Below are 17499 nucleotides of genomic sequence, written 5' to 3'. Positions count from 1 at the left end.
CGCGCTCCGCTCAGATCGGCCGACAGATCCAGTGCAGGTAGCGCCCAAGCCCGGCGAAACTTGGGTGACGGCGGTGGGCCAGTTCCATTTCCAGCAAGTCCGGCAGTTCGACGCGGGCCTGGAATTCCACTGGCATGTAGTCATAAAAAACCCGCACCCCACTCTGGGTTTCGACCTGCCACATGCTCTCAAGTTGCGCCGCCAGTTCCCGTGGATCCAGTGGCTGCTGCGGCGTCAGGCTCTGCTTTTCGCCGGCCATATCGTTCTTGCGCATCTTGCGGAAATGCCCCTTGAGCAGGTTGCGGTAGATCAACGCATCGCGGTTGTAGAACGCCAGGGACAACCAGCCGTCCGGCTTCGTCAACTGATGCAGCACCGGCAAAATCGCATGGGGTTCAGCCAGCCATTCCAGCACGGCGTGGCACAGCACAAGGTCGTAAGGTTCAGTGAGCTGACCGAGCAGATCCTGCCACGGCGCCTGGATGAACGTCGCCGTCTGCCCGGCTTCGGCGAAGCGCTGGCGGGCGCCTTCAAGCATCGGTTCGGCGGGCTCGGCGAGGGTCACCTGATGACCGCGCTCGGCCAGCCACAACGACATGTGGCCCAGGCCGGCGCCGATGTCCAGTACGCGCAACGGTCGGTCCGGCAGGGTTTCGGCCAGGTCGGCCTGCAGCACCGCGAGCCGGATCGCACCTTTGGCGCCACCGTAGATTTTTTCGGCGAAACGGGTCGCCAGTTGATCGAAATGACGGTCGCTCATCAGCTGAACCGCCGTTCGCTGTCCGCAAGCTTGCTGCGCACCACTTCATTCATGTCCAACCCCAACTCGCTGCACAGCAGCAGTAGATACAACACGATGTCGCCGACTTCCTGCCCGACATGGGCGAGCTTGTCCGCCGGCAACTGGCGTGACTGGTCTTCGGTCAGCCACTGGAAAATCTCCACCAGCTCGGACATTTCCACGCTCGCGGCCATGGCCAGGTTTTTCGGGCTGTGAAATTGCCGCCAGTCATTGCGGTCGCGAATGGCGTGCAGGCGTTCGGTCAGTTCAACAAGGTTCATCGGGCTCTCCTGAAGGCGTATAGCTTCAAGGGGATGGCAGGTGAAGGCAAGTGACAACGCTATCCTCGCGCACTTTGCGCCATACTCCAAAAGATCGCAGCCTTCGGCAGCTCCTACGGGAACTCGGTAACACGATCAATAGCCCAACGGTCGGATCCGGCAACCACGCCACCACTCCATCAGGACGTACACATGCAGGTAGAAAGCTTTTTCGAATGGCTCGGCCAGATAATCGGTTCGGCCATCCGGTTCATCATCGATGCCCTCAGTGGTCTGTTCAACCTGTTGAGCAACGCCGGCAGCAATTTTGTCGAAGGGTTGGCCCAGGCGCTGGGCATGGACACTTCGATCATCAGCATCATCACGCTGATCATCGGGCTGATGTTGCTGTGGGCAGCGATCCGCGCCTTCATGAACGCGTCGATCATCATGGGGATTATCTGGTTGCTGCTGGGATTGTGGTTGCTGAGCTGGATTGTTCATTAACACCACCATCCCCTGTGGGAGCGAGCCTGCTCGCGATAACGCCGGCACATTCAACATCCAAGTCGACTGTCAGTCCGCTATCGCGAGCAGGCTCGCTCCCACAATGGATCGATGTAGATTGCGAATGTGTCGCTACAATGCAGGCGCCCCCAAGGAGCCTGCATGCCCAACCTGATTGCCGACTGGCGCGACCGTCCGACCCATCGTCGAGTCTGGGCGCTCGCCGCCCCGATGATTCTCTCGAACATTTCCGTACCGCTGGTAGCGCTGGTCGACAGTACCGTCGTCGGCCATTTGCCCCATGCCCATCAACTCGGCGCTGTCGCGGTGGGCGCCAGTCTGTATACCTTTCTTGCCTGGGCCATGGGCTTTCTGCGCATGGGCTCCACCGGGTTCGCCGCCCAGGCTGCCGGGCGCGGAGATGGTGCAGCGTTGCGGCAGATTTTGCTCCAGGGTCTGTTGTTGGCCATGGGCCTGGCGATCGTGTTGGGCACAGTGGGCGTGCCGTTGAGCGGGGTCGCGTTGCACTTCATGCAACCGTCGGCGGAGCTGGATCAGCTCACCCGCGAGTTCTTCCACACACGGCTGTTTGGCTTGCCGGCGGCGCTGGCCAGCTACGCGCTGGTGGGCTGGTTCCTCGGCACCCAGAACGCTCGGGCTCCGCTGGCGATTCTGCTGAGCACCAATCTGGTCAACATCGCGTTGAACCTCTGGTTCGTACTCGGCCTGGAGTGGGGCGTGGTCGGCGCGGCCCGGGCCTCGGTGATCGCCGAATGGACCGGCGCGCTGATCGGCCTGTTCATGACCCGCAAGGCTCTGCACGCCTATCCCGGCCATATCGCCTGGGCAGCGCTGGCGTTGTGGCAGAGCTGGCGCCCATTGCTGGCGGTCAATCGCGACATCTTCATTCGCAGCCTTGCATTGCAGTCAGTGTTTTTCCTGATCACCGTGCAAGGCGCGCGGCTGGGCGATGCCACGGTTGCCGCCAACGCGTTGCTGCTCAACGGTCTGTTGCTGACCGCCCACGCGCTGGACGGTCTGGCTCACGCCGTAGAAGCCCTGTGCGGACACGCCATCGGTGCTCGCGACCGAGAAGCCCTGCGTCGGTCATTGGTGGTGGCGTGCGGTTGGTCGTTGCTGGCGAGTGTGGGGTTTGCCTTGCTGTTTCTGTTCGCCGGGCACCTGTTCATCCAGATGCAGACGGACATCCAGAGCGTGCGCGATACCGCATTCCTATACCTGCCTTACCTCGCGGTGCTGCCGCTGATTGCCGTCTGGAGCTACCTGCTCGACGGTCTGTTCATCGGCGCCACCCGCGCCCGGGAAATGCGCAACGGTATGCTGCTGACGGTGATCCTGCTGCTGCCCTTCGCCTGGGCGCTGCAAGGCTTGGGCAACCATGGGTTGTGGATAACCTTCCTGTTGTTCATGTTGCTGCGCAGCCTGACCCTTGGCGCATTCGCCTGGTACTTGCGCAAGCACGATAGCTGGTTCAAAGGATAACGAGGGCCGGCCTTCACGTTCAGGGTTGATCGTTTTGCCACCGGTTGCGCAGGCTATCGAGACGCTCCTGCTGGCTGGCTCCCGACAATGGCTGCCCGGCCACTGCGTCGGGATGCTGCAAGCGCAGCCATAACCAGTCATCGAGCACCGCACGTTCGCTGAAACCCAGCGCCAGCCCTTCCTGCAAGTAAGCCCACAAGCTGTTGTAGCCGGTGTCGGTGGATCGGCTCCAGCGCCAGGCGTGTTGTTCCAGCAGGCAGGTTTGCAAGGTGTCTCGCTGACGCAGGCTGAGGTTTTCTTCAATGGCCAGCGGCCGGACGGCAAGCCGCGGATTGAACAACTGCTGCCAGCCCTGACAGCCTATCGCCCGGTCGGCCCAGGTGCCACCGAACCAGCGCAACTGATCGATCGGACCGAGCCAGCGACTCAACTCCTGCGCATCGCAGGCATCGAAAAAATAACTCGCCGTGTGTGGATTGTAGTAACTCAACAAGGCCCGGTGATGCAGACCCAGCGTGACCGTGAGCATGCGTCGCAAATGCTCCAGCAACTGCGATGACGTTGCTTCACTGGCTAGCAGCAATCCGCTCCAGATGTGTGGCGCACGTTGGCATAACTCGGTCAGTGCCGGGCATTCGCGAAGGTCGACCAATACCGGGCCGTACTCACGCAACGGATGAAACTCAGTGCCTTCGAACAGGCGGAACCATCGGGCATGAGCAAACTGTTGCCGCAAATTCGCACCGGCCTGAGGCTCGCCCGGAACATCGAGCAACAACCATTGCGCAGTCGAGTCGGGCGCCTGAGCGGCGATCATGCCGCACCGCTCTGGCCAAACTGCGTCGCCGCCCGACAGGTGCAGAAGGACTGCGCGCAATGACTGAAACTGCCGCCGCCGGGCAGCAGGCACAGGAGCACCAAGGGGTCGCTGGATTGCAGCATGCCCAGCAAGCCGTCGAGCGCCAGGTTCGCATCGGTCATCAAGGCAGATTGCAGGTCGGGTATGACTGGCTCTGTGCTCGACGCTGCGCCGGGGAGAAATCCGCTGATCAAAGGTTGATCCGGATCGCCTTCGATGAAGCTCACCAGCACCTGCGTCCCTTCGCACAACGGCAGACTGCCCGCGTCTCCCAGCTCGGGAGCCAACGGCAACCAGCAGTGGCTGGGCGCTGCGCCTTCCCCCTGATAAAGCCAGTCAAACTGCACCGCGACCGGTCTGGACAGATCCGATCGAGACTCATCGACCTCGACTACCCACGCCCGTTGCAGGCTGTGCATCCTGGGTTTCATGACCGAATGATCTGCCACGAAAGGCACTTCCTGCACAACGGCGCGCAGTTGATTGCTATAGGGCAACCCTGGCTCCTGCCCCCCTTGATGCTCGACATGGGTCAGTAGCCAGAGACGATTCCAGTCCACACACGGGTGGCCGGACAGCGGCATCAGTTGACCGCTGCGCAGCATCGCCAGATTCGTCTGGCCTTCGGCAATCTGCCCGCAGCCGTGAAGCTTGAACTGATGCACACCTGGCCGTTCGTTCTCACCCTCAAAGACACTCTCTTCACTGCGGCTGAACTGCCCCAGGCCATCACCGAAAACCAGACAGTGTCCTGCGCGTGCGCAGTGTTCGAAATGGTAATGAAGGCGTTCCTGGGCACACAGACGCTGGAGAAACTGCAGGTCTGATTCCCGATACTGCGTGCAGAAATCACGGGGCGGGTAATCGCCGCTCAGGTCGAAGCGACGCCCCTTACCGGCAATGCCGTGCTCCTTGAGTACTTGAGCGAGAATCTCCGGCACCGAGCGCTGGCTGAAGATTCGCTGATTGAAGCGCTGGCCCAGACACGCCAGCCTGGGGCCGAGACGCACACGACATAGCCCGGGCTCACCGCCATGGCCAAGCTGAACGAGGCCAAGCAGCTGCCCGTGAATACCCTGCCCCTGGGGCCCGAAGTGCAAAAAGGCCGAACGATACAGCAGGCTCGCAAGGTCCAGCGTCGGGTCATCGTTCAGCAGATCCACATCGAACACAAAGGGCTCGCTGATGGCTTCACTACCGGTAAAGGCCAAGACCTCAAAGGGGTCGGGAAGACCCGCTATATCCAGACGAAATGACGGCTCGTTGACTGGATCGAACATCGGCGATTCTCTACAGGAGGGGCGGCCGGGGATTCTCGCTGAGAGACATGGCCGAGTAGAGTGCCGAAATACAACTTAGGAAATGACCTACGTGAAAAGAAGACCACATCGCTTGGATAGCCCGGTCTGTGGTTCATTTCACTTGAAAAAAGAGAAGCCCCGCACCAGGTCATCTGAAATTTCCGCACTGTACGGAGAATTTTCAGACAACCCGATGAGAACGGAGCCTTACCTCAAGAAGACAGGTAAGACGAGCGGGTCAGGCCCAGACGCAAGGCATCGAGGAACTGGGTGCGCTCGGCGGCGCTGATGCGGGCACTGGCGCACTTGTCGCGGTAGTGGGTCATCAGCTCTTCCGGCGACAAGTGCACGTAACGCAGCATGTCTTCGATGGTGTCGTGGGTTTCGATACCGGCGTGGTACACGCTGCCATCGGCGTTCTGGTAGATGTTCACCGAGTCGGTGTCACCGAACAGGTTATGCATGTCGCCGAGAATTTCCTGGTAGGCGCCGACCAGGAAGATACCCAGCAGGTAGTCTTCACCGTCGTTCAGACCGTGAACCGGCAGGCTGGTCTCGATGCTCTGCTCGTCGACGTATTGCTTGATCTTGCCGTCGGAGTCGCAAGTCAGATCTTGCAGCACCGCACGGCGCAGCGGCTCTTCGTCGAGACGGTGCAACGGCAAAATCGGCAGGACCTGGCCGATGGCCCAAGTGTCCGGCAGGCTCTGGAATACCGAGAAGTTGCAGATGTACTTGTCAGCCAGCTTGTCGTTGAGTTCGTCGAGCACCTGACGGTGGGAACGCTGACGGGCCTTCAACGAGTTGTGCAGGCGACGGCAAACGGCGAAGTAGCATTGCTCGGCCAGGGCTTTTTGCGCCAGGGTCAGCTTGCCATCGGCGTATTGCGTGGCCACGTCGCTCATGTAGTGCGTGGCGCGCCAGTAGGTCTCGGTGACCATTTCGATGTCGGTCGGGCCGAGCAGGTCAACCAGCCACTGCACGGTTTCCGGCAGCTCGTCCTTGTTATCGATCTTCGGCACGTCGTCATTGTGTTTCTCGACGTCGGTGACCTGAACCACCAGCATGGCGTGGTGAGCGGTCAGGGAGCGGCCGCTTTCAGAGAAGATATTCGGGTGCGGCAGGCTCTGCGCGTCGCAGAACTCCTTGAGCATCCCGACCACGACACCGGCGTAATCGTCCATGTCGTAGTTGATCGAACTGGCGTTACGCGAGTGCGTACCGTCGTAGTCCACGCCCAAACCGCCACCGACGTCGATGTGATCCACCGGCAGGCCGAGATTGCGCAGTTCGCCGTAATAACGGATCGCTTCCTTGAAGCCGTGCTGGTAGTCCGCCAGGTTGGCGATCTGCGAACCCATGTGGAAGTGCAGCAGGCGAATGCCCTGATCCAGGCCGGCAGCGCGGAAACGCTCGACCACCGACAGCAGTTGCGCCGCCGACAGGCCGAACTTGGATTTTTCGCCACCGGTGTCTGCCCACTTGCTCGACGCCAGGGACGACAGACGCACGCGCAGGCCGACCTGCGGCTTGACCTTTAGCGCCGCTGCTTCTTCGATCACCAGACCGACTTCGGATTCTTTCTCGATCACGATGAACACGTTATGACCGAGCTTCTGGCCCATCAGCGCCAGACGGATGAACTCGCGGTCCTTGTAACCGTTGCAGACGATGGTGCCACCCTTCGGTGCCAACGCCAGAACAGCGAGCAACTCAGGCTTGGAGCCGGCTTCCAGACCGATCGATACGTCCTGGGTGGCGATGATGTTTTCGATCACCGCTTCCTGCTGGTTGACCTTGATCGGGTACAGCGCGGTGTACTTGCTCTGGTATTCCAGGCGCTCGATATTGGCGTCGAACGCACCGGTCAGCTGACGCACGCGGTCTTGCAGGATGTCAGGGAAACGCACCAGCAACGGCAACGACAAACCGCTTTTGCGCAGCTGGTCGACTTGCTCGAAGAGGTCGATAGGCGAACTGGTCGGACCGTTCGGACGAACTTCGACGCGACCGGCGTCATTGATCGCGAAATACCCGGCCCCCCAATGGCGAATCCCGTAAACACTGCGGCTGTCCGCAACTGTCCATTGGCTGCCATCGTCTTTGCGTGTGCGTCGTACGGACATCGAAGTCCCCTATAAAGAAGTCATAGAGCGTCGCCTGGGTTCAGGCCGGCGCAGTCTAAAGAATGAAAATGACGGTTCGTCAACGAGGGGGTAGACCTCGCTGACCGCAGTGAGTTTAGAAACCGGTCATGAACAGGCTCTGTGAAAACCATGGAGACGACGCCAGACCAGGATGAACAGGGCTGGATCAAGCCGCGGGTGGTTTTCACAGAGGCTGCTAGCCGCCGGACTTCTTCGCCTTGAAACCGTGTTTGATCAGCTCGGCCAAGAGTAGCTCGACATGATCGCCCTGGATTTCGATGATCCCGTCTTTCAACGCCCCGCCGGTCCCGCATCGTTTCTTCAACGTAGTGGCCAGATCCTTGAGCGCGTCTTCGGCCAACGGCACACCGGTGATGGTGGTCACCGTCTTGCCGCCACGGCCCTTGCTTTCGCGACGCACGCGGGCAATGCCGTCGCCGGCCGGGATAACGGTTTGTTTGCAGATGCAGGCATCCACCGGTTGACTGCAATCCGGGCAATGACGACCTGCGTCGGTGGAAAATACCAGGCCACCAAGGGCGGCGAAGGATGCGGCTTTTTTGGCCACCGGCAATCCTCTTGGGAGGACAAAGACTGGTCGCGGCAACCCGGGAGGGAGCCATCGACCGCGAAGCCCCACTCAGGCAGGGGCAGCGCTACTGGACCGTTATACATCGGTGTATGAGCGTAGGAGCTGTCGAGTGCAACGAGGCTGCGATCTTTTGATCTTGATTCAAAAGAAAATCAAAAGATCGCAGCCTCGTTGCACTCGACAGCTCCTACATTCCTACATTCCTACAACAAGCATTACCGGTTCAGCGTGAAAAGGTCGCGCAGTGTAACGGCAAAAACGCCGATTGCTAAGAGCCAATCGGCGCCAATTTATACCTTCTTTGCGACGTCGGTTTGCCGGGCCCTCAGATAGCGCTGTAAAGCTGCCAGAGAGTCCGGGCAATAAGGCTTCTGCGTGATTTCCAGCATGACCTGATCGATCGGGATGAAGCGCGCTTCCAGCACCTCTTCCGGCTGCAGGATCAACGGACCATCCCACACCGCCGAAAACGCCGAACACCAGAGTCGGTTGCCGGTGTCCTCGAAGAAAAAGTGATCATGGGCGGTTAGTTCCACACCGCTCACGCCCAATTCCTCTTCCAGCTCACGGGCCGCCGATTCGGCGTAAGTTTCGGTGGCCAACACCATGCCGCCGGCCGCTACGTCCCAGTAACCGGGGTAGATCGCTTTGCTCAATGTGCGCCGGTGTACGCACAACTCACCGGCGGAATTGAACAGCATGATGTAGGTGCCACGCCCGATCAGCTCGCGTTCGCGCAGCTCGGAGCGGACCAGAGCGCCGAGCAGGTTGTCCTGCTCGTCGACCCAAGCGATCTGTTCGGCATCGGAGGCCGCACGGTGCGCGGCCTCACGCATGTCATCGACGGAACTATCGACCATGACTCAGCCCTGATTGAGCAGTTGACGCAAATCGATCACCGCGGCGTTGGCCCGGGAGATGTAATTGGCCATGACCAGCGAGTGGTTGGCCAACACACCGAAGCCGCTGCCGTTGAGGATCATCGGACTCCAGACTGGCTCTTGCGAAGCTTCCAGCTCACGAATGATCTGGCGCACGCTGACCGTGGCGTTCTTCTTCGCCAGCACATCGGCAAAATCGACTTCGATGGCACGCAGCAGGTGGGACAGCGCCCAGGCCTGACCGCGGGCTTCGTAGAACACGTTATCGATCTGCAGCCACGGGGTCTCGACGACTTCTTCGTCAACCTGCGGCACCTGACCGAGCGCCGGGACTTCGGTTTTCAGCGCGGTGTTGAGCTTGACCCGGCCAACACTGGCCGACAGCCGTTGCGACAGCGAACCCAAACGGGTCCCCACATCACCCAGCCAGTTGTTCAGGTTGTCGGCGCGGGCATAGAACAGCGCACTTTTCTGGTCAGGACCCGACAGACGTGCCTGATAGCGGCTCAGGGAGTTGATGCCCTCCTGGTACTCGGACTCACTGGATGGCAGCACCCAGCTTTTGTTGTCGAAGTTGAAACGCGGCTCGGCCTTGGCCAGGTCGGCGTCTTCGGCGGACTGCGACTGGGAACGGGCGAAGTCTTTACGCAGCGCACGACTCAGGTCGCGGACCTGGACCAGCACGCCATATTCCCAGCTCGGCATGTTGTCCATCCACAGGCCCGGCGGGAAACGGTCGTTGGAAATATAGCCACCCGGCTTGGTCAGCAAAGTACCGGCAACGGTCTTGAGTGTTTCCACCGTGGTGTACCCGACCACCATCTGCTTGCCTTCTTTCTCGGCCGCCACCTGGGCATTCTGCTGAACCGGGAACAGCGCCGGCTCCTGGCTCCAGTACCAGCCCAGCGCGATCGCCACCAACAGGTAAAGAACAATCAGAGTAGCCAGCGCCCGGCTGAACAACAGACCGCCAAAATAACTGCGGGTGGCCGATTTCGGTTCAGCGGCACGCTCAGGCGCGCTGCCTGTGCGGTTCTTCCAGTCCAGCATGGCGATATCCTTTCAATCACTTGAGTTCATCGGTTCGACCACAACCCTACGCCATCGTGCGTCATTTGCCGCGCATTAAATCCTGCGCGTCACAGCGAGCCACACAATGACTGCAGTCGAGCTGCCACTATAAATGAAGCACAGCGCTGAGCCTATGCGACCAGTCGGTCAGAAACTGAATGAAGTCGCTTTGCAGATTATTGACCTACGACACTCATGCAATCGAAAAGAGGTGCTAGCATAGAGCCACCAGTCGATCTCAGCATGCACCCTAACTAGTAGTCAGGATATGACCGAGCCAGAAGACCCCAGCCGTGAGCGCCTCAAGCACCACTTTGCCCAGCGGGTCATTCATCAGGCACGTCAGATTCTTGAGATATGGCAACGCCTGCAGCGCAACGAATGGTCCACCACCGACTTGTCGGAGTTGAGCGAAGCCAATCTGCGCCTGCTGCGCTTTGCCGAACGTTTCGAACAACCGGAACATACCCAGCTGGCGCGCCACATCGGCCAGTCCCTGGAAGCGGTCGATGCCAACCGTGGACGCCTGAGCAGCGGACTGATCACTGACCTCAATCGTCTGATGCAGCGCCTGTCCCGCACCGGCCTGCGTCATGGCGATCAGCTCGAACACACCTTTCTGCCGCCGCTGCGCAAGCCGATCTACGTGATGCTGCAAGATCACGACCGGGCCGAACGGCTGGCCAAACAACTAGAATTCTTCGGGCTCAGCGCTCAATCCCTCGACAGTGTCGCCGCGTTCCGCTCCTCGATGGTCGAGCGGTTGCCGGCGGCGATTGTCATGGACGTCGACTTCAGCGGCGCCGGCATTGGCCTGAAACTGGCGGCTGAAGCCCAGGAAGGTCTCGATCAGCCCTTGCCGCTGTTGTTTTTCAGCCTGCACGAAACCGATACCCCGACCCGCCTCGCCGCCGTGCGTGCCGGCGGCCAGGAATTTCTCACCGGCACCCTCGAAGCCTCGAGCCTGCTGGAAAAGATCGAAGTCCTGACCTGCGTCGCCCAGTACGAACCTTATAAAGTGCTGATCATCGACGACTCCCGCGCCCAGGCCTTGCACACCGAACGCCTGCTCAATAGCGCCGGGATCGTCACACGAACCTTGATCGAACCGATCCAGGCCATGGCCGAACTGGCGGATTTCCAGCCAGACCTGATCATCCTCGACATGTACATGCCGGCCTGCACCGGTACTGAACTGGCCAAGGTGATCCGGCATAACGACCGCTATGTCAGCGTGCCGATCATTTATCTGTCAGCCGAAGACGATCTGGACAAACAGCTCGACGCCATGAGCGAGGGCGGCGACGACTTCCTGACCAAACCGATCAAGCCACGACACCTGATCACCACGGTGCGCAACCGCGCGGCGCGGGCGCGCAATCTGAAAGCGCGGATGGTGCGTGACAGCCTGACCGGCTTGTACAACCACACCCACATTCTGCAATTGCTCGAAGACTGTTCATTCCGTGCCCGCCGCGAAAGCAAGCCGCTGAGCTTTGCGATGCTCGACATCGACCACTTCAAACGGGTCAACGACAGCCACGGCCATCCCATGGGCGACCGGGTGATCAAGAGCCTGGCGCTATTCCTCAAGCAACGGTTGCGCAAGACCGACTTCATTGGCCGCTACGGTGGTGAAGAGTTCGCCATCGTCATGCCCGACACTGATATCGAATCGGCCTACAAGGTGCTCGATGAAATCCGTCAGCGCTTTGCCGAAATTCACTACCCCGCTCAGCCGCAGGACCTCTGGTGCACGTTCAGCGCCGGTGTCGTCGAACTGCGCGAAGACTCCGACAGCCTGCTGATGGCCAGCCAGGCGGACGAGGCGCTGTACCGCGCCAAGGACGCCGGTCGCAACCGCGTACAAGCCGCGCGAGAATCAAAGCAAAGTGCCACTTTTTCATCGGAATCGACCCATTCGGTCATAACTCTGTAACAGAAACGCAATAACTTCAGGCACTTACCATTCTGCCGTTGGTAGACCATGATGCGCCTGAAGCTGTTGACCAATCTCAATACCCTCCTTCTGGTCGCCGTGTGCGTGGCCCTGGGCACCACACTCTGGTGGTCGCAAAAAGCCCTGGAACGTCCCTATCTATTGATGGAGCGTTATCTGGGACTGTCTCAGCAGTTTCAAAATGAAGTGGCGCGCAACGTCGAGGATTACCTGGCCAGCGGCGATGCCCTGCGCCTGAGCAGCGCCAGCCAGGCCATCGACGCCTTGCAAAAGGAACTCGGTGAGTTGCCACCGGCATTGGCCGATACCTTGCGTCCGAGCCTGTCGAACCTGGCTGAATTCAGCAAAACCGACCTGCTGGCCGCCGGTAAACTCGCAGGCGACCCGCAAGCACTGCTGCTGCAAGCCGAACGCGAACTCGGCGCCAGCCTGGATCAGCTCAGCCAATACGCCAGCGGTAATGCGGCGTACTTGACGCCCTTGCTGGTCGCCTCCCAACACCTGGGCAAACTGTCCCTGGCTCGAGACAAACTGGTCAGCAGTGGTCGCAGCGAACTGGCCGCCGATGTCGAACGCGAAGTCGCTAACATCCGCACTCAAGCCGAGCAACTAGAGGCTTTACCGCTACTTGGCGTGACCGCCAGCACCGAATCGAACACCGATGATTTCGCCGCGATGATGGGTTTGGATAACACCGAGAAAACCGTCGCCGAAGATGCCGGCGTCGGCCTCAAGCGGGAACTCAACAGCCTGCTCACCCGCTACCCCTCGGAACTGGCGCGCACTCGCGAACAGATCCAGAAACGCGCCGACCTCAGCACCGCGACGCACTTGAAAATTGCCGCCGTGCAGCAGTCCATCGCCGGGCTGGAACCCGTGGTGCGCGCCCAACACGGGCAGATCCAGAGCGAAGTACGGCTGATGCAAGGAGTGATGATCGGGCTGATCCTGCTGATCGCATTGCTCATCGATACTTTGCAGCGACGCCTGGCCCGAACCCTGACCAACCTCGCTCCGGCGCTGTCGACCTGGGCCGAAGGTGACTTCAGCCGCGACATTCAACTGGGCGCGACCAACCGCGAACTGCATGACATTCAAGCCTCGCTCAATCGCTTGCGCGCCTATCTGGTCGACCTGGTCGGCACCATTCGACTCAACGCCGAGCAAGTCGCCGGCAGCAGCCGAACGTTGGCCGAATTGAGCAATGACCTGCACAGTGGCGCCGAGCATCAGGCCGGCGACACCGCGTTGATCCGCGACTCTCTGGGTGAACTCGAGGCGACGATTCAACAAGTCGCCGGTGATGCCAGCCAGGCTGCCGATGCCAGTCGTCATGCCGGACTGGCGGTGGAGCACGGGCAGAAAGTGATCGGCCTGAGCCTCACAGGGCTGCATGCGTTGGTGGGTGAAGTGCAAGGCAACGCGCAGATGATCGAGCATCTGGCCGAGGAGTCGGCGACCATCGGCGGTGTGCTGACGGTGATCCGCTCGATTGCCGACCAGACCAACCTGCTGGCCCTGAACGCCGCCATCGAAGCGGCCCGCGCCGGAGAAATGGGCCGAGGGTTTGCGGTGGTGGCCGAGGAAGTTCGCTCGCTGGCGCAACGTACCGCCGGGGCGACGGCCGAGATCCAGATGCTGATCGCCGGCCTGCAAACCGCCGCGCGACAATCGGTCGAAGGCATGCGCGCCCAGGTCGAACACGCCGAAGCCACGGCCAATCAGGCCCAGGCGGCCGATGGCGCGCTGGATAAAATCGTCGGGGCGATCCAGACCATTGCCGACACCGCCGTGCGCATCGCCGATGTCACTGCCCAGCAGAGCGGCGCTGTCAGCGAAATCCGCGATCACAGTGAGCGGATTCACCAATTGGGCGGGGATAACTTGCTGCGCATCGGCGAGGGGCGCAGCCAAGGCGAACATTTACTGGCGCTGGGTGGACAGCTGCATACGGCGGTACAGGCATTTCGGGTTTAGAAAAAGCTGGTGGAACGAGGCTACTTTTGGTGATGATCCTGCGGATCAGGAATGGATCGAAAAAGGAGCCAGGTATGACTAATGCCATTTTCAGCCGCGACACACTCTTTGTAGCAGCTGGCGAAGCCTGCGTTCGGCTGCGAAGCAGTCGCGGAACGTCAGGCAGACCGCCTCAGCCGAATTCACGACTGCTGCGCAGCCGAACGCAGCCTCGCAAGCTCGACAGCTGCTACAGATCGCATTACCGCTTATCGGATTGGTATTAGTCAGGTATGCCCGGTTCAGGAACTACTAAAAAAACGGCATACACAATAGTCACCACCTGCCTGCTGGCGGCATGTCTGGCTTACATAGGCGGGACATGGCTTATGTCTCCCAGCACCCCGGTGCTGACCGATGTAGTACTCAAACTACCCCTTGGCGAAAATGGCTTCATCTACGGTGTCAAGGATGATCGAGGCGGAGCAACAGTGCCGTTCAGCTATCGATACTATGTCTATCGCGAACTGCCATCCGACGAACAAATAGCGTCTGAACTCAGGACTGCCGGTCCGTTTCTCGTCACCCGAGATCCAGCCATAAAGGTCGATATCCAAGGCTCGGTCATCAATGTGTCGACCAACCAGGAAGTCTATGAGTATCACAGCAGCACGCTGTTTCGACATACCGACAACACCCACTACACGCCTGTAACAATCAACCTGTGCAACCACTCCAGCGGATTGCCGTAGGATCCGGGTTACGAGGCAACACACGCCTGCGTCCGCTATCATGGCCCCAATTCCGATACGCGAGATTGTCATGCGCCGTTTGCTTTGCCTGCTGTTTTTAGTACTCGCCCTGCCGGCCTCCGCCGCCGGATTGCTGGACAGTCGGCCCAGTTCCACCCTGGGTTCGATCAACAACAGCGCCGACTTCCTGCCGGTGCGCGAAGCCTTTCAGTTGAGTTTGGTAGAAAGTACGCCGCAATCAATCAAGCTACGCTTCGTCGCTACCGAGGGTTACTACCTCTACCGCCATCGCTTCCAGTTTCGCGCCGACCCGGCCGATATTGGTCTCGGCGCGGCGCAACTGCCCAAAGGCGAACAAAAGCACGATGAGTTCTTCGGCGATGTCGAGGTTTACCACGGCATTCTCGATGTAGAACTGCCACGCACTGACTCACGCGCCTTTACGCTGGTCGTGACCTATCAGGGCTGCGCCGACAAAGGCCTGTGTTATCCGCCCGAGACCGAACGCCTGAATATTGATGGCAGCGACGCCGCAAGCACAGCCTGGAGCTGGCGCGAACTGGCGCTGTTTTTTCTTGCAGGTGTTGGCCTGACCTTCACTCCCTGTGTACTACCAATGCTGCCGATCCTCTCCGGGGTGGTCCTGCGCGGACAGGTTGGCGGGTTACGCGGCTTCAACCTGTCGCTGGCTTACGTACTGCCGATGGCCCTCTGTTTCGCCCTGCTCGGGGCCTTGATGGGCATGTTCGGGGCACAGCTCAATCTTCAGGCGCGCTTGCAGTCGGCTTGGGTGCTGGTGCCGTTCGCGATGTTTTTCGCGGTATTTGCCCTGGCCATGTTTGGCGTATTCGAACTGAAACTCCCCCATGCCATCAGCAGCCGCCTGGACCGGATCGCCGGGCGTACCGAAGGCGGCTCATTGTGGGGCGCGGCCGTGCTGGGCGTGGTGTCGAGCCTGCTGGTTTCGCCGTGTGTATCGGCACCACTGGCCGGCGCGCTGCTGTACATCAGCGCCAGCGGCGATGCTCTGGGCGGCGGATTGAAACTGTTCATGCTCGGCTTGGGCATGGGGGCCCCGCTGTTGCTGGTAGCGACCGGCGGCGCGGCCTGGCTGCCGAGAAGCGGCCCATGGCTGATCTACGTGAAAAACGCGATTGGGGTACTGCTGCTGGGGCTGGCGATTGCATTGCTCAGCCGGGTATTGCCGGGCCAGATCACCTTGCTGTTGATCGGCTTGCTCGCCGGTGGCGTCGGATTGTTTATGGGCGCACTGGAATTCGTCTATAAACCGCCAAGAAAACGCCTGGGGCAATTGCTCGGGATGTTCCTGCTGTTTTATGCCCTGGCCTGTTGGTACGGCGCCTTCAGTGGCCAGACCGATCCGTTCAACCCCATTGGCCAACCGCGCAATGTCGCCAGCAACGGTCAACCGCCAATCGCCGGCAACTGGCAAACCATTACCACACCAGCCGAACTGGACCGCGTCCTCGCCGAAGCCAAGTCCTCCGCTACACCGCTGCTGCTCGATTGGTACGCCGACTGGTGCATCAGTTGCAAAGTCATCGAACACGAAGTGCTCACCGATGCCAATGTCGTCGAACGCCTCAAAGGTTATCGATTGATCCGTTTCGACATCACCGCCAGCAACGCCGAACAACGCGCCCTGCTCGACCGCTACAAGCTATTCGGTCCTCCAGCGCTGATGTTTTTCGGCAAGGATGGCGTCGAACGTGTCGATGTGCGGGTGATCGGCGAGATCAGCGCGAAAAACTTCGCCGAACGTGTTGCGAAAGCAAATGACCGGATTTAATTACCCGGTCATATATTTCGCGTAAACATCGGCCATCGTGCTGGCTATTGCATAGAACTGGACAGTCACAAAGGCTTTGCGGCATAGTCGCCGGGTTCTGACAATTGCACACAGATGACAAAGGAGCAGCAGATGGCGACCTTATTGGTTTTACACGGCCCTAACCTGAACCTGCTCGGCACCCGGGAACCGGGCGTCTACGGTGCAACGACGCTGGCGCAGATCAATCAGGATCTGGAACAGCGGGCGCGCAATGCCGGCCACCATTTGCTCTATCTGCAAAGCAACGCCGAGTACGAATTGATCGATCGCATCCACGCTGCTCGCGGCGAAGGCGTGGACTTCATTCTGATCAATCCAGCAGCTTTTACGCATACAAGTGTCGCATTACGTGACGCGCTGCTGGCAGTGAGCATCCCATTCATCGAAGTGCATTTGTCTAACGTGCACAAACGCGAACCTTTCCGCCATCACTCTTACTTCTCCGACGTTGCGGAGGGAGTGATCTGCGGCCTTGGCGCCAGCGGTTATCGACTGGCCCTGGAGGCCGCCCTAGAGCAGCTTGAAAGACAGGCAACAGCTTGAACAACAAGCGTTAAACGCCCCCTGACCGACCCTTGGGAGTTGATGATTCATGGATATCCGTAAAGTTAAGAAACTGATCGAATTGCTGGAAGAGTCCGGTATCGACGAGCTCGAGATCAAGGAAGGCGAAGAGTCCGTACGCATCAGCCGTCACAGCAAGACGCCGGCTCAGCAGTACTACGCTCCCGCTCCTATGCATGCTCCGGCACCGGCGCCTGCGCCTGTCGCTGCTGCTCCGGTTGCCGCCGCTGCTCCTGCAGCCCCGGCTGCGCCTGCGCTGAACGGCAACGTTGCCCGCTCGCCGATGGTCGGTACTTTCTATCGCAAATCCTCGCCGTCCTCGCCGTCCTTCGTTGAAGTCGGCCAGACCGTGAAGAAAGGCGACACCCTGTGCATCGTCGAAGCCATGAAGATGATGAACCACATCGAAGCTGAAGCCAGCGGTGTGATCGAATCCATCCTCGTCGAAGACGGCCAGCCGGTTGAGTACGACCAACCGCTGTTCACCATCGTTTGAACCGCGGAGAAACTTTG

16 protein-coding genes are annotated in these 17499 nt (G+C 59.9%); 8 read left to right on the top strand and 8 right to left on the bottom strand.

Annotated features, from left to right (window positions below):
• Positions 1-10: 10 nt before the first annotated feature.
• Both ACZ89R_RS21515 and ACZ89R_RS21510 read right to left on the bottom strand, forming a co-directional pair.
• Positions 11-760, bottom strand: a complete 750-nt coding sequence (locus ACZ89R_RS21515; protein ID WP_030128232.1) for a methyltransferase domain-containing protein — start codon at positions 758-760, stop codon at positions 11-13.
• Complete coding sequence (locus ACZ89R_RS21510; protein WP_095634107.1) at positions 760-1062, bottom strand: MazG-like family protein; 303 nt, start codon at positions 1060-1062, stop codon at positions 760-762. The genes ACZ89R_RS21515 and ACZ89R_RS21510 overlap by 1 nt, the downstream gene beginning before the upstream one ends.
• A 192-nt stretch (positions 1063-1254) precedes the next feature.
• Between ACZ89R_RS21510 and ACZ89R_RS21505 the strand changes: the two genes are divergently transcribed.
• A complete protein-coding gene (locus tag ACZ89R_RS21505) occupies positions 1255-1548 on the top strand; it encodes a hypothetical protein (protein ID WP_063341672.1) in 294 nt (97 codons plus the stop codon).
• Between the two features lie 162 nt (positions 1549-1710).
• Positions 1711-3051: an MATE family efflux transporter gene (locus ACZ89R_RS21500; RefSeq protein ID WP_429544651.1), complete on the top strand. Its 1341-nt coding sequence runs from the start codon at positions 1711-1713 to the stop codon at positions 3049-3051.
• Positions 3052-3070: 19 nt separating this feature from the next.
• On the opposite strand, the gene ACZ89R_RS21495 is transcribed toward ACZ89R_RS21500, so the two are convergent.
• The 6 genes from ACZ89R_RS21495 to ACZ89R_RS21470 form a co-directional block, all read right to left on the bottom strand.
• Positions 3071-3868 (bottom strand): DUF4123 domain-containing protein, encoded by a 798-nt coding sequence (locus ACZ89R_RS21495; RefSeq protein ID WP_429544652.1) that lies wholly within the window; start codon positions 3866-3868, stop codon positions 3071-3073.
• The gene (locus ACZ89R_RS21490) at positions 3865-5190 is read right to left on the bottom strand and encodes a type VI secretion system Vgr family protein (RefSeq protein WP_429544653.1); all 1326 of its coding nucleotides are present in this window, start codon (positions 5188-5190) and stop codon (positions 3865-3867) included. Before ACZ89R_RS21490 ends, ACZ89R_RS21495 begins: the two co-directional genes overlap by 4 nt.
• 233 nt (positions 5191-5423) lie before the next feature.
• Positions 5424-7337, bottom strand: a complete 1914-nt coding sequence (speA, locus tag ACZ89R_RS21485) for an arginine decarboxylase (RefSeq protein ID WP_192345844.1) — start codon at positions 7335-7337, stop codon at positions 5424-5426.
• 217 nt (positions 7338-7554) lie between these two features.
• Positions 7555-7926 (bottom strand): translation initiation factor Sui1, encoded by a 372-nt coding sequence (locus ACZ89R_RS21480; RefSeq protein ID WP_007907444.1) that lies wholly within the window; start codon positions 7924-7926, stop codon positions 7555-7557.
• 314 nt (positions 7927-8240) lie between these two features.
• Positions 8241-8810: an NUDIX hydrolase gene (locus ACZ89R_RS21475; RefSeq protein ID WP_429544654.1), complete on the bottom strand. Its 570-nt coding sequence runs from the start codon at positions 8808-8810 to the stop codon at positions 8241-8243.
• Between the two features lie 3 nt (positions 8811-8813).
• Positions 8814-9881 carry a DUF2333 family protein gene (locus ACZ89R_RS21470; RefSeq protein ID WP_008011254.1) on the bottom strand — a complete coding sequence of 356 codons (1068 nt, stop codon included), beginning with the start codon at positions 9879-9881 and terminating at the stop codon, positions 8814-8816.
• A 289-nt stretch (positions 9882-10170) separates the two neighbouring features.
• On the opposite strand from ACZ89R_RS21470, the gene gcbA reads away from it, so the two are divergent.
• From gcbA to accB, 6 genes are all read left to right on the top strand, one after another.
• Positions 10171-11841, top strand: a complete 1671-nt coding sequence (gene gcbA / locus ACZ89R_RS21465) for a diguanylate cyclase GcbA (protein WP_401175428.1) — start codon at positions 10171-10173, stop codon at positions 11839-11841.
• A gap of 48 nt (positions 11842-11889) precedes the next feature.
• Entirely contained in the window at positions 11890-13839 is a 1950-nt protein-coding gene (locus tag ACZ89R_RS21460; RefSeq protein ID WP_476241476.1) for a methyl-accepting chemotaxis protein, read from the top strand.
• A 368-nt stretch (positions 13840-14207) separates the two neighbouring features.
• Positions 14208-14570 carry a hypothetical protein gene (locus tag ACZ89R_RS21455; protein WP_225603800.1) on the top strand — a complete coding sequence of 121 codons (363 nt, stop codon included), beginning with the start codon at positions 14208-14210 and terminating at the stop codon, positions 14568-14570.
• A 70-nt stretch (positions 14571-14640) separates the two neighbouring features.
• Positions 14641-16380, top strand: coding sequence for a protein-disulfide reductase DsbD (locus ACZ89R_RS21450; protein WP_429544655.1), 1740 nt, complete (start codon positions 14641-14643; stop codon positions 16378-16380).
• Positions 16381-16512: 132 nt separating this feature from the next.
• A complete protein-coding gene (gene aroQ / locus ACZ89R_RS21445; protein WP_123500889.1) occupies positions 16513-16965 on the top strand; it encodes a type II 3-dehydroquinate dehydratase in 453 nt (150 codons plus the stop codon).
• Positions 16966-17014: 49 nt separating this feature from the next.
• Entirely contained in the window at positions 17015-17482 is a 468-nt protein-coding gene (gene accB / locus ACZ89R_RS21440) for an acetyl-CoA carboxylase biotin carboxyl carrier protein (protein ID WP_008069033.1), read from the top strand.
• Positions 17483-17499 lie beyond the last annotated feature (17 nt).

The organism is Pseudomonas sp. TE3728, assembly GCF_056279145.1.
This window is presented reverse-complemented; position numbering and strand designations above follow the sequence as displayed.